The sequence below is a fragment of the Pseudomonas sp. NFIX49 genome, assembly GCF_900115915.1.
Taxonomy (GTDB): Bacteria; Pseudomonadota; Gammaproteobacteria; order Pseudomonadales; family Pseudomonadaceae; genus Aquipseudomonas; species Aquipseudomonas pharyngis.
In genome coordinates this window covers 499,655-512,890 of the sequence record NZ_FOYE01000001.1, presented here as the reverse complement: position 1 = coordinate 512,890, position 13,236 = coordinate 499,655, and the positions used below count along the sequence as shown (strand labels likewise).

Annotated in this window: 11 protein-coding genes; 4 read left to right on the top strand and 7 right to left on the bottom strand. The window is 49.1% G+C overall.

Annotated features, from left to right (window positions below; genetic code table 11):
• Window positions 1–11 precede the first annotated feature (11 nt).
• From BMZ46_RS02345 to BMZ46_RS02330, 4 genes are all read right to left on the bottom strand, one after another.
• Complete coding sequence (locus BMZ46_RS02345; RefSeq protein ID WP_170844870.1) at window positions 12–962, bottom strand: PD-(D/E)XK motif protein; 951 nt, start codon at window positions 960–962, stop codon at window positions 12–14.
• A complete protein-coding gene (locus BMZ46_RS02340; protein ID WP_074688209.1) occupies window positions 949–3,687 on the bottom strand; it encodes a Z1 domain-containing protein in 2,739 nt (912 codons plus the stop codon). Before BMZ46_RS02340 ends, BMZ46_RS02345 begins: the two co-directional genes overlap by 14 nt.
• Window positions 3,677–5,107 (bottom strand): ATP-binding protein, encoded by a 1,431-nt coding sequence (locus tag BMZ46_RS02335; protein ID WP_256574382.1) that lies wholly within the window; start codon window positions 5,105–5,107, stop codon window positions 3,677–3,679. Before BMZ46_RS02335 ends, BMZ46_RS02340 begins: the two co-directional genes overlap by 11 nt.
• Window positions 5,108–5,377: 270 nt before the next feature.
• Complete coding sequence (locus tag BMZ46_RS02330) at window positions 5,378–6,994, bottom strand: DNA cytosine methyltransferase (RefSeq protein ID WP_074688213.1); 1,617 nt, start codon at window positions 6,992–6,994, stop codon at window positions 5,378–5,380.
• A 28-nt stretch (window positions 6,995–7,022) separates the two neighbouring features.
• Here BMZ46_RS02330 and BMZ46_RS02325 point away from each other — a divergent pair, with 28 nt between their 5' ends.
• The 3 genes from BMZ46_RS02325 to BMZ46_RS02315 all read left to right on the top strand — a co-directional run bounded on the left by BMZ46_RS02325 (window position 7,023) and on the right by BMZ46_RS02315 (window position 9,474).
• On the top strand, window positions 7,023–7,487 hold the full coding sequence (locus BMZ46_RS02325) for a very short patch repair endonuclease (RefSeq protein WP_074688215.1): 465 nt from the start codon (window positions 7,023–7,025) through the stop codon (window positions 7,485–7,487).
• 322 nt (window positions 7,488–7,809) lie between these two features.
• Window positions 7,810–8,316, top strand: a complete 507-nt coding sequence (locus BMZ46_RS02320; protein ID WP_074688217.1) for a BRO-N domain-containing protein — start codon at window positions 7,810–7,812, stop codon at window positions 8,314–8,316.
• A gap of 171 nt (window positions 8,317–8,487) precedes the next feature.
• Window positions 8,488–9,474 (top strand): hypothetical protein, encoded by a 987-nt coding sequence (locus tag BMZ46_RS02315; RefSeq protein WP_074688220.1) that lies wholly within the window; start codon window positions 8,488–8,490, stop codon window positions 9,472–9,474.
• A 3-nt stretch (window positions 9,475–9,477) separates the two neighbouring features.
• On the opposite strand, the gene BMZ46_RS02310 is transcribed toward BMZ46_RS02315, so the two are convergent.
• From BMZ46_RS02310 to BMZ46_RS02300, 3 genes are all read right to left on the bottom strand, one after another.
• Complete coding sequence (locus tag BMZ46_RS02310; protein WP_074688222.1) at window positions 9,478–10,674, bottom strand: hypothetical protein; 1,197 nt, start codon at window positions 10,672–10,674, stop codon at window positions 9,478–9,480.
• An 86-nt stretch (window positions 10,675–10,760) separates the two neighbouring features.
• Window positions 10,761–11,480 carry a DUF6933 domain-containing protein gene (locus BMZ46_RS02305; RefSeq protein ID WP_074688224.1) on the bottom strand — a complete coding sequence of 240 codons (720 nt, stop codon included), beginning with the start codon at window positions 11,478–11,480 and terminating at the stop codon, window positions 10,761–10,763.
• 56 nt (window positions 11,481–11,536) lie between these two features.
• Window positions 11,537–12,352: a sulfite exporter TauE/SafE family protein gene (locus BMZ46_RS02300; protein ID WP_074688226.1), complete on the bottom strand. Its 816-nt coding sequence runs from the start codon at window positions 12,350–12,352 to the stop codon at window positions 11,537–11,539.
• A gap of 112 nt (window positions 12,353–12,464) precedes the next feature.
• Between BMZ46_RS02300 and BMZ46_RS02295 the strand changes: the two genes are divergently transcribed.
• A complete protein-coding gene (locus tag BMZ46_RS02295) occupies window positions 12,465–13,232 on the top strand; it encodes an AraC family transcriptional regulator (protein WP_074688228.1) in 768 nt (255 codons plus the stop codon).
• Window positions 13,233–13,236: the final 4 nt, after the last annotated feature.

Genomic DNA, 13,236 nt, shown 5'->3' with positions numbered 1-13,236 from the left:
CACACCTCCGATTAATAAGCGACTCGTTCTATCAAAAAACTTTCTAATTCTTTCAGTTCAATTTCGTAGCAGATATTCACAACCCCGGCAGGTACCATTTCTCTGCTAACATGAGGAAAGCCTTCAGCTATAGTAAAACTAGCCAAGCCGCGGATCTTGAAAAAAACACTTCCATACTCTTCTCTAGCTACATACCCAGCAATTAATAACCTATTATCAAATTCGAGCAAAGCCTCATAACAACTTGATAATTTTTTTCGCAATTTTGAAACTTGAATATTCAAAGTAAACATACCATCCGAGCTACTGCTAACGTCAGCAATCTCAACGACCATTAGTTGTATGTTTTTATCGGCACTATCCAACTGTCGCTCTGAGGAAATCATTAACCTTTCAGCATCAGGCCTTATTGTTTTTACTTCCCACCCAGCACTACCAAATTGAAAATCTTGATCGGCCCCAAAGGGGCCGACCCATGACATGACTGCTTGATTGCCTCCAAGCTGGTCAATGAGCTGATCCAAAAAAACTAACTCGCCACACAACCCCCTAATACTAGTCATAGACAAAATATTATCAGAGGCGCGATCTAGTAAACTGCGCCAACTACTTAGCCGCCGAAGCACAAAGTTCAAAGGACTAATTCTTCCGTCAATATTTCTGGAATGCTCAATCAAATCCTCACTAAGTAAAGAAAACATTTCTAGAAGCACAAAATCCTCTAGAATCCATAGCAAAGCCCATCTACCGTCATCTCGAAGACTTTTCTTTAATGTGATTGTCCTCATATCCATCAGGTGAGGAGGTTCTTCCGAACAAACGAATAACAATAGATGTCGCCCTTCGCCATCTAAACCCAAGTAAAAATCCAAAGGGTGTGTGGCATCGAATCGCTTAAATATAGATTGTGGGGGTTCTGGCTTTAAAGATTGCCATATTGACAAACACTTATTCGTCGACATTTTCATCTTCACCTTCATCACCTTCGAAGCTTTCCACCTCTTTTGTAAGAAGCGTCCTCAACTCAACCATATTAATCTGGTAGGTCATTTTTTGGCTACCTACAGCAAGTTCGGGAAAACTCAAACCGATAGCTACCAACGAACCGTCTGCTAGTAAGGGCACGTGTTTTTGGTCGCCAAATTCTGGACTCACCAAATGAACAAGCAGCAAAGGGTTTCTTCTAACTTCGTTATAAGCCTTACCCGGCACGTTTTTCTTATCTGCATTATCAGGAATCGTTCGAAAAATTCGTTCAGCTTCTTTAATTTCCTCTACCGTCAGACCAATTTTTTCGTCCGCAGCAGATCCAACCCTCATTTTCTTTTCATTGACTAATAGCGACTGCTTTTCTAGATCAACTTCAATTTTTCGACTTCTGCGAGATGCCAAAAGCCCCGGAACTATCTCGTAGGCACTCACGCTACCTTTCGGGATAGCGACGTACCAATTCTCCAGTCTAGGATCATCAGTTTTTTCTATGAAATCCGCGAGATCTTTAGATTGAAGTCTTAGATTAAGTGGATGGCTTATAAAGCTGTTCAAGAAATCAACAACAACACTCTTATCCACACCAACCCAAACAGGAAAATTATGCGCTTGATCCACTTTAAAATTAGAAGATAGAACTTTTTTAACTAGTGCTTGCGCAGCCTTATGGTTAGAAGATATAGCGTTAGCATCGCTGAGTAACCGTGCAGACTCGAGACTTTCCTTGCTGATAGAAAGCGTGTGAACAATCTGTTCGGAATCACGCATTTTATTTCTGGCAGTGATTATCAGTGATTCTGGATGAGAACGTACTCGCAGCCCAAAATCTATTGGCTTCAGACGAGAAAGCTGCATGCGGCGAACTTCGCCTCTCAATTCGTCGGTAGCCTCGGAAATCAATGAATACCAGTTAATTGTTTCTCGTGGCATCCAGATTTTCATCAAATCCTCGTAGCCGGTTCTATATCCAAACCAACGCCCCATTTGCAGCAGAGCATCGTACATCTGTGTCGATCTATAAAAATAGCTTACACAAAGCCCCTCTAGCGTGAGCCCCCTGGCGAGACTATTTCCCCCTACAGCGATAACTCTGAGACCATTCTCTTTGTATAGCGCATAATTCAAACTAGCGCCGCCACTCTTTTGGTTTACAGATCTGACTTCAATTGGCAACACCGAAGTAACTAGCTCGCGCTGAACCTGCTCCCAAGTACAACCACTATCACCATAATACTTCTCATAGACAGCACGCAACTCACCAATTGTTTTATTTTTTACGGCTTCTTCTACTCTTAGCGACGAATAGCTCCTAATATCTTCCTGCATTCCCCTAATAGCAAAGTCGACAATATCTTTTACTTGATCTTGTATGAGAGTGAAATGACTTACATTGATTAACATCGATCTATGCTTGGGCATTCCCGATCGAAGATCCATTATTGCATTGACAACTAAGAAGCATTTAACAGCTTCCATAAGTGAATCTGGAACTTCATCGATGAAACCATCTGACTTCTGACCTTTTGGAAATGAACCCTCCGCATCAGAGACTTCTTCGAGACAATCAATCCGTGGATCATCCCCAAAAATGGCCGACGCACCTAAATAGTTAGTAGGAGCGTCCAGGGCATAAATAAAATCACGCGGAAAGAGATCATCCCCCTCCATTTCATTAGTAGTTTCAGGATTAATAAACACGTTCGCAAATGGCGTAGCGGTAAACCCAACGTAACTTGACTTTGGAAAAATATTCAGAAGAGTACGAATTCCGCTATTGATGGCGGTTGCTTTTTTTGGACTGGTATTGATTGACGCGTTATCTGCCTCATCATCAACGAGAAGCAATGGCAGATCGATTTTTCCCGAAGCCTCTGCGTTAAAATTTATCAACCACTCCGTTAAATTTTCTATAATTCTTTTATTTTTCTTAACCACCAGCAACACGGGCTCATTATAGTCTCGCAACTTGAATCCAAGTTGGTTTACAGTAATTGCCTTAAAATCACCTACCGTGGAGGTAAAAACGCCCGCACTCCTCGTAGCATTTATTAAGCCTACGCCTATTTCTTTTCGCCTACGACTTCGGCTGTCACTATTCACAACACCCGAGCTGTCCAACCCTACAAAACCTGAATCTAACCGCTCCTGTGTCTGTCTACGTAGACTTTCCAAAGTTCCTGTCAGGAGAATTACTAGCTTATATCCCGCATCTGCTGCTTTACATATCAAACCGGTATAATTTGAAGTCTTACCTGATTGCACATCTCCCATCACAAGCCCGCGACGAGGCCAGCCAGTCTTCCCTGCCGGATTCCCCATCAAATCTAATATCTCATCAGTTACTTTATCAAGTGATGTAACTACCTTTGCCCCCCACCCCTGTTTAATTAGATCCGTCCTATATCGACTCCAATAGAACGGGTTTATCTGTGCTTTCCTTGCTTGTAGCCATGGGTCGTGCTCATTTACTACGTAACTACCTAGCCCCATATCCAATGCTAAGGCCACGTGAAGCTTTTTAATTACTATTTCAAACTCTTGATCCGAAACACTATAAATTTCCATTTTTCGCAATGCGCTTGCCAAGTCTAATATCTCGCTTTCTGTGGGTACACGATCCACGGTGAGAGATGTAGATACTGCCACTTCAAGCCGTTGCGCATTAACAGAAAGGAAATCTTCGGGTTTACTGTTCAAGATTTTTCAGCTCCTCTACAATTTTTTTTGTAAGCGCGGGGTAAAGATTGAAGGGTTCTATTACATGTAATGTACTTAGCAAATGGGCTCGAACAGGAGATTCAAGAGCCATTCCTTCAAATAGCGTTGTAGCCATTTCTCTAAGCTGACTTTCTAAATATTCGCCATTAAACCCGGGTTTCATATCAGAAGCCATCCGAGAATACAGCGCGTCCGCAGGAAAAGATCCTTCAATAACTTTTAGAATCATCTCAAACAATTGTTCTGCATACTTTCCCGGCAGCACAGTTTGAAACTCTTTTATAAGAGGATGTTCTCGATTTATGTCAAATCGAACACCACTCCTATCTACCACCTCGTTCCAGGTCGAGGTAAATTCGGACTTTTCCGAAATCCGACCTCGAAATGTTATTGTTCGACCACTTACAGCCCTGATTCTATCTATAGTTCTTTTTAGATTTCTACGGACTGCCTCTGGCGGATGAGCCGCAGACTTCTTAATATCAAGAGTCCACAAATGATCTAACGCATTTGGTATATCAACTCTAACGCGAGCCAGCTTACTCAACTCATCCTTACCTGCAAGCCGAAACCAAGTACCCCATATGATTAAACGCCTATTCCTATAAATGTAAAAGCCTTGGTGATTGCGAATACCATCCGTCCCTCCCGCTTGTTCAATTTCCTTTACAGATAGCTTGCTGTAGTGAGGAATAATGAATGGCTTTACAATAACCTTTTCGCCCTCTATGGCAAAAGACTCTTGTTCCAATTGCTGAGTTGCCTGATGATTTACTAAGAACGGATCGACGGGCGGAAGATCCCTTCCATTTATAGAAATATTAACCCGCGCTTTTTTATCTTCTTTCGATAGAAATCTATGAAAAACCAAAGATAAATGGTCGTACACATGACTCATCTTCCCTACCAAAGCGGCTTCAGCAGAAACTTCTCCGGCAATTAACTTATCTAACTTTTGCCATAAAACTAAAGTACCGCTCTTTCTTTTAATCAACATTTCCATATGCGGAACACTCGAAAGATCTTCATCCTCTAGTTCCAAAATCACCCACGACTGACGATCTATTACAACGTCTAAATCCCAACACAAACCAGTTACGGTAGAATCCTGCTTGGAAATAACCGTCATTTTTCTGCACTGTGATAGAGAAGAGGTTTTTAACCCTAGGCCATAACGGCCCATGTCATCGGCGGCACGTTTATCCAACGGATTGGTACTGCCGTGACGCATAGCTTGCTGAAGAACGGAAGGCGACATACCGTCCCCGTCATCAATAATTGCTAGATACGGATCATCATGTGGTCGGAATTGGATATCTATATTCTTGGCATTCGCGGATAGACTATTGTCCAAAATGTCCGCCAATGCAGACTCTAATGTATACCCTATAGACCTCATTGACTCTAGCAATGACGCGGCGTGAGGGGGGTGCTCAATCTCCCTCATTTCCTTACATCTCTAAGAAAGCGCAGTTCCAAATAAAAAAAACGCATCAACACTCCTTGTTTCATTTGCAAATCTAATGGCGCCATGATTACGCGCCATGATTAAGCCATCATTTGTGCATAACCAAAAAAAAAGATCAAGTAGTCAATTGAACATGGCTCCCTCATTGCAGAGTCATCACTCCAAGATCTATTTATCGATTATGCGACAAGTTCTTATTTTTTAAGAAAAATTATCTTGGACTCGCTTTGACTCCTGCTCGGGGCTTCCGTTGACCATTCGTTCCACCACCTCAGCTATTTGTTGGGCAAGAAGGGGTGGAACAGCATTCCCAACTTGGTGAAATTGCTGAGTCCTATTTCCTAGAAAAAAATAATTATCTGGAAAAGTTTGAAGTCGAGCAGCTTCACGCACAGTCAAGCTTCTACATTGATGGGGATCATAATGAATAAAATAGTGCCCATCCTTAGAAATATGGCTAGTTATGGTCGACGAAGTTTTATCTCTCACCTGCACTCTAAAGCGATCACTAAATTTTCCCGTTTCCCAATTTTTATGGTCTGGAGCGAGACCAGGCAGATTGAACTCTTTATGCCCCTTCGGAGAAGCCTTGTGTGCATCTGCAAAAATAGACGCGTATAAGTATCGTTTAAGATCAGAAGTCATGTGACCGCGGGCTTCATGATTCAGCCAAACATTTAGTTTTTTATCATTGAACCACTTCTCAAGCGATGGATCTTCAAACTCTTGGCCACTCTCTATCCCCTTGCTTAATCGCAATGCACCATTAGTATATCTGGCGCCAGCAAATGAATTTCTTACTATTTTAATTTTTTTCTCTAGTAGAGGATCAACCCCTTTCATTACAAGTGTGCGATAGAGATCATCTAGATGAGATATCACCTCGCCGCACCATAAATCAGCTGTATCCCCTCCTCTAGACAGAGTGCTCCTTAACTTTGGCAGTCCTTTAATCATCTGACTTACCGAAGGACTGCTCTTAGCTTTAAGCTTGAACCCATTTAGCTGCCCTGAAAACTCCTCAGAAACACCGACAAGTATCACCCGATGCCTATTTTGAGGAATACCATAATCCTCTGACTTAATAACAAAGTTGTTTAAATTTAGCGAAAGCGGATCAGTGCCACTTTCGTAGACATCTTCACTGACCAACGAGCAAATTTTGTACTTTGGTTTATTAGAACCTACAATTCCCAGTGCCAAATCAGGATCAGCCAAATCTCTGAGAATTTGGGGAAATATTTTTTTACCACCGACTTGGGATGACAAAATCCCCTTTACGTTTTCCATCACAAATATTGCAGGACGCTTACTCTGGATTATCCTCAAGTATTCACGATATAAAAAATGCCGTTGGTCATCCTCTGCTTTATATTCGGAATTACCCTTGTTCCGAGCACGACCTACTATTGAATAGGCTTGGCAAGGAGGCCCACCGATCAGAACCCAAGGGCGACTAGTATCTAGCTTTTTTTCAAGAATGTAGTCCAGCTCTGCATTACCTTCCGGACTCCCTAGACGAATTTGTCGAGCTTCATTATCGGCCTCAATCCATTGAGCTCGGCTTCTTTCCGACCAAGGCTGGCTAACCTCAGAAGATTCACAGTAATTATAGTAGTCGCTTAAAGCCTCGGGGTTTCTCTCTCTCAAAGCCCTGTAGAAAGCCCTAAGTCGTAATGTCGACCTAGCATTAGAATCCATTTCTGCGGACACTATTACTTGAAAGCTACGCCCTTCGTTGAGGGAAGAAAAACCCTCGCCTAATCCGCCCGGCCCAGCAAAAAGGTCGACGACCTGCAAAGGTTGTTTAGTATTCATATGATGATTCTGCAAAGGAGTAATCAAGATGGATGTCGTGGATCAAGTGACACGTTCGAGAATGATGTCTGGTATTCATGGAAAAAACACGCAGCCTGAACTCAAAGTTCGACGTTTTTTGCACGCTCTTGGCTATCGGTTCCGCCTTCATAGAAAAGACCTCCCTGGAAAGCCAGATATTGTACTGCCCAAATTGATGACCTGTATATTTGTACATGGTTGCTTCTGGCACCGACATCCTGGTTGCCGATATTCAACATATCCTTCAACTCGTTCTGAATTTTGGAATGAGAAATTCAAGAAAAATGTTGATCGGGATGCAAGGCATCGGGCGTCCCTTGAAGCTATGGGTTGGATCGTATTAATCGTGTGGGAGTGCGAGCTAAAAGGTGCCGGATCTGCTTTGCTAAACCTCTCGAATGAGCTCGAGGCTATCAAAAAAAACGTCCAGCGACCCACCAAAAAAGCTCAGCTTGACGCGTTCTCTGGTTAATTCTACCCTTCAGACGAGCCTAAGAAACTCTACAAACCAGAGCGGTCCTCCGCACCCGACAGTCATGCGGCTTTTTTTCGTCTGCGGTTTCTCTACGCCTGCGAAAAGTCCCGTTATGTCGGGAGTGGGCGAATACAAGACCCGAAAGGGGAATATGTCCGGCCCGTCTCTGGTGGGTTTCTTAGCTCCCGACACCCTTAACGAATGCCCTAAGAAAGCAGCCAGAGGTAAATGGAAATGCCTGACTACTCAGCCTTCACGATGAAGGCGAATCGCTGTACCCGCCGTTCGATTCCCGTGCTCCCGACTCGGGAGGCACGCCATGTCTGAACCACTTATTCCAACTCGATTTGTCCGTAACAAAACCCACCTGCATGCCCTTCTGGTGGAGAACCAAGCCTGGTTCTGCGTCCATGAATTGGGGCGACTGATGGGCAAATATCTGGATGAGCGACAGCTGCGCAAACTCGACGCCGATCAGCGGCAGATGATGTGCGTGGAGATCTACGGCGAGCCCGGAGAACATCTGATGGTGAGCGAGTCAGGTGTGTATGCGCTGCTGATCTATCACTACTGTCCCGAATATCGGCAGCTTCGGGAGTGGGTGACACATCAGGTTGTTCCTGCGCTGCGAGATGCCCGTCCGATGCGCTCGGTTGAGCGTCCGATACTGAGTGTTTTGAGCTGGCCCAAGATGTCGTTGAGCACACTGCACTGGCAGGATGAACCGTGGATTCGGCTAAGGGATATGCCATGTTTGCTGGCGGAGGATCCGTTTAATCGTCAGGAATCCTGGTGGCGTAAAGCTTCACGAATGGTGCGTAGCTGACATCAAAAAACCGCTGCTTGAGTTTTCAAGCAGCGGTTTTTTATGGCCCGTAGTTCCTGAGAAGACAATCGTCAGCAGACTGATTCCGCATCATTCTGAAAACAATCAGTGCAACCCACCCCACCACCCGCTATTAATACCCCTCCCCCACTCAAGGACCCGAGCCCCACCATGAAATTCGACCTCGCCTACTGCCTCAGCCTCGACGACAAACTGTCGATCTATGACGTTCGCGATCTCAATTTCGATGAGACGGTGGCGTTCGATTCTGCGAAGGAACATTTCCAGTGCCCCAACGACGCCTGTCGTGCGGCGTTCGATGCGTCCAACGAGTTGGGTACGTTCAACGCCAAGAATGTGAATTACGTGCGCACGCCGCACTTCAAGAATCTGCCCGGTACGCAGCATGTGGCGGGTTGTCCGTATGTGAGTTTGAAGACGTCGGCGTCTGGGGTTGAGGCGGCGGATGGGGAAACGGATGACGGGCGGGAGGAGCATTTCCCGTCGGAGTTGTTGCTGACGCGCCGTGAGTATGTGCGCAAGCCTGCTGCGCCAGCGGGGACGGCGGATGTGTTGCGGGATGATCCGGTGCGGGTGGCGACCTCCCCCTCAAAAGAAGCGCCGAGTCGGGAGACGGCGCCGGACAAGACCAGTGTTTTCGCTCACCCCGTGGAGTGTTTTGTGTCGAACTTCGCGGACAAGGATTTGCTCAAGCGCATGCCGTTGAAGATTGGCGAGCATACGGCGCCGTACAGTTCGTTCTTCAAGAAGATCGAGTACTTGATGGACAACAAGGGGCTGATTTACTGGGGCCGGATCAAGAAGATCGAGGACTTTCACAGCGCCAGTTTCCGGATCGATTTCGAGGACAAGGTCTGGTTCAAGAAGCCGGATGACAGCAAGAAGAAGCCTTATCCGGTCAGTGTCTATCTCAACAAGAAGCTGATCGACAACTACCGCAAGCGCAAGGCGTTTCTCGAAGAGATCAAGCACGCGATCGACAGTGACAAGGAGTTGTTCTGCTTCTTCTATGGTGTGACGCCGGAGTTGAAGCAGGTGCCGGGCAAGAAGAACCCCGAAAAGCCTTTCGAGGTCTTCAATGCCAATATCGAGAACCTGGATCACTTCATCATTCGTGAAGCGCCGGGGCTGGCGTGATGGTTAGCCTTGGGGAAGTTGCAGTTTGACGGCGCCGGGGTGTTGTTTGATCAGGGAGTACGGCAGGATCGACCACTCCGGCGCATCGCAGGCGCGGGCGACGCGAGCGAAGTAGGCGCCCAGGTACAGGCCTTTCGGGGTGAAGTGCCAGGACGGATAACCCCAGATGCTTTCATCGGTGTAGTCGCAACTGTCTTCATCGCTCTCCGCCGGTTTCTTCATTTCATCTGGGTAGAGCGCGGTGAGTTGTTTGATCAGCCACGGCACCAGCACTTCGCGCTGGTAAGTCGAGCGCGCTGCACTTTCTTTTTCGTTCAGCGGCTGATCGCCCAAGCTGTCGCGCTCGGCGTGCAGCAAAGGTTTGCCCTCGCCTACCCACAACACATCTTCCAGCGACAACGGATGGCCGGTGTTCACGTCGATGTTGAGCGGCGAATCGCCGAAGTCCGGATGCGCGCCGCCGCAATAATAACTGGTCGAAATATTCAGGCTGACCACGGCCGGCGAGATCAGTTGCGGTTGGGCCTGCTGCATGAACTCGACGTTTTCTCCGCCCTGCAACTGGCAGCCGTGATAGCTGATGACCTCGCTCCACAAGCGCCCGAGCAACTGTTGGTTGACCCGCTGCAGGTCATCTTTCGGCAGGCCGGACTCCACGGTAAACAAAGCAATCTTCGACTCAGGCTCCGTCCACCATTGCAGGGTGTAGCCCATGAAATCTTCTTTTTTCATGGCTTTGAGCTTGAGCCCCTGTAGCCGCAGATATTCGTACGGTTCACTGGCGGGCAGCGTGGCGATGAAGGGCAACGTGGTAGAGGTGGGCGCCGCGAGTTTCGCCTCGGAGAGTTGCACCGCAAGCTTTTTGCCCTGAGGGCTTTGCCATTCACCCTGCCAACCGTTGGCGGTTTCTTCAAGCTTGAGGGTCGGCAAAGGCTTGTCATCGCCGTAGCGATTGTTGCCCTCGACCAACGTCAGCGTGCTGTCCTGCAACGCGCCACTGAGGGGCAGATCGCGGTGGTACTTCTCGTAGAAGTAACGGCCGGTCACTTCGTCCTGCTGCTGGGTATTGAGCTCAACCACAATCGGCGTCTTGCCCAGCGTGCCGGTGAACACACGTCTGCCGTCGTCAGCCTGAGCGGTGGAAAGCAGTGAAAACAGCACGGCGGCGTATGGCGCCAGGCGCAACAGTCCCTTGAGCATGGATCGATCCCTGAGTGAGTCGGAGGTCGCGCCGGGACGTGAGTGCCGGCGCTAGTGAATGCGGGGCGGATTATGGCGGGGGTGGCTTAAGTAATCGAGTTTTGTCGGTTGTACTCTTCCAGCCAGGCTTCGCGCTCGACTGCTGCTATCTCCCGATACACTTGCATGCGGCGCGTCTTTGCCGCTTGAACTTCGTCCTCATCCAGAGCGCAATAACGACGAAGCCAATGAACGGTCATCTCCTCATCCGGGTAGTAGTAACCCTTGGCGCCCTTGCTGTTTCTCGGGGTGTCGTTCATCTGCGCGTCGAACACCATGGCTGCGACTTCATGAGGCGGTAAACAACCGGCCCCTGCGGCCTTGTCCTGGAAGACCCAGGCAATTTCATCGATGTGTTTTTGTGCGCTGCGATGGCTGCGGCGATAGAACTGCTGCGGTCGACACATCCACTGGAATCGCTCAATCAACGGTTCGATATCAATCCACTCGGAGAGCCCGTGATGGGTTGCATGAAGCATTACACCGTTGAACCAGCGATCAGCGAATTGCCCCACAAATGCATCCAGATCCGCCTTTTTCATGTCGGCGAAAACCATGCAATAGCGAGTCTTGATATGCATGGCGAACAGTACATGCTTTCGTTGCACGGTGATCACGTGCACCAGCCACTGTTCGACACCACTGTCCCTCTCATCATCTTCGATGGTTGATGACGGCGGGGCGAAATCCACCGGGGTGATCTTTTTGCCCTGGTGGACACGACTGAAGAACTTGCTGGCAGCTTCGGTGCAATTGAAGATCAGCATCCTTGATCTCTAATAAATACTGGAAGTGGTCGATTGATGGAATGTCGACTTGCGAACTACTTCGCCGACATTCCCAACATCACAATAACCAACAATCCAATATAAACCCAAGCATGCACCCGATCAGGTATCCGCCCGATCCACGGCGTGGCCAGTCGAATCCCCAGCAACGATCCGAGCGTCAGCACCGCAAACGCCAGCAGATCCACATACCCGACAAACCATGGCCCGATTTCTGTCTCGCTGAACCCCGCCAACAACATGTAAGTCAGCGTCCCCGCCAATGCCACAGGCACGCTCAATGGATTGGCCATCGAAGTCGCCTGCGACATGCTCAACCCGCAACGCCGCAACAACGGCACGGTCATGACGCTTCCTCCTACACCGAGAAAGGTTGCGATGGCGCCGATGCCTACACCGCCGCCGGACGATTCCAGCGTTCCCAGTCGCCGTGGGATAACGCCTTCGGATTGCGTAAGAAAGCCGCGTCGCAGCAGACAATCGACAATCGTTACGCCGAGATAAGCGATGAAGGCATAGCGAATGACTTCGCCGCTGACCCACACCGCTGCGATTGCGCCAACGACCGCGCCCAACCCGATGAACCCGCCCAAGGGCCACAGGTAATCACGGATGAGGTTGCCGGCACGGCGATGTTTGCCGGTGGCGACCAGGGCGTTGACGATCATCACGCAGGTCGAGGTGGCGACGGCGATGTGCATGGCGGATTGGTTGATCGGGTCGTCGGCGCCGTGGCTCGCGGTGAGCATGCGGTACAGCAGCGGCACGACGACGAAGCCGCCGCCGAAGCCGAAGAGCACGGCGGTGATGCCGGTCAGGCAGCCGAAAAGTGTCAGCAAGAGGTAGAACATGGCGCGTCGTCCGTGGTTGGGGAGCGGTCGACGATAGAGCGTCGGTGCTTGGCCTGCTTCAGCAAGTCAGCCAATAATGTTCGCGTTTACGCCAACTGCCGGGTGCCGCTCGATGCGCAATGTTTCGATCAATCTGCTGGATGACACGCCACGCCCGGTGGTGGCGATCGGTACGGATTATTCCCACGGCTATCTGTTGCCACGTCATACGCATCGACGGGCGCAATTGTTGTACGGCGCGACGGGGGTGATGCAGGTCAGCACGCATGATGGCAACTGGGTGGTGCCGCCGCAGCGAGCGGTGTGGATTCCGCCGGGTGTGGCGCATGAGGTGTTGATGCTGGGGGTCAGCACGCGCAGTTTGTATATCGAGCCGGGGGCGGTGGATCTGGGCGAGCGTTGTCAGGTGATCAGTGTGTCGCCGTTGATGCGGCACTTGCTGATGGAAGCAGTGGAGCTGCCGCTGGCCTATGACCTGACCGGGCGCGACGGAGTGCTGATCGATCTGTTGCTGCATGAATTGGTGCGCAGTGCACCGTTACCGTTGCATATCCCGCTGCCGTCTGACGGAAGACTGCTCGAATTGTGTCAGACCTTTCTGCATCAGCCGAATGCTCACCAATCACCCCAGCATTGGGCCGATCAGCTGCACGTAAGCTTACGCACCTTCAACAGACTGTTTCGTCAGCAGACCGGCCTGAGTTTCAGTCAATGGCGCCAGCGCGCCTGCGTGGTATTGGCACTGGCACGGCTGGCGGCGGGTGAAGCAGTGACGCGGATTGCCCTGGATTTCGGCTATGACAGCCCGGCGGCGTTCTCGACGATGTTCCGCCGGATCCTCGGTCAGGCACCGTCCGTCTGGTTGGAGACGGCGAACTAGGGCA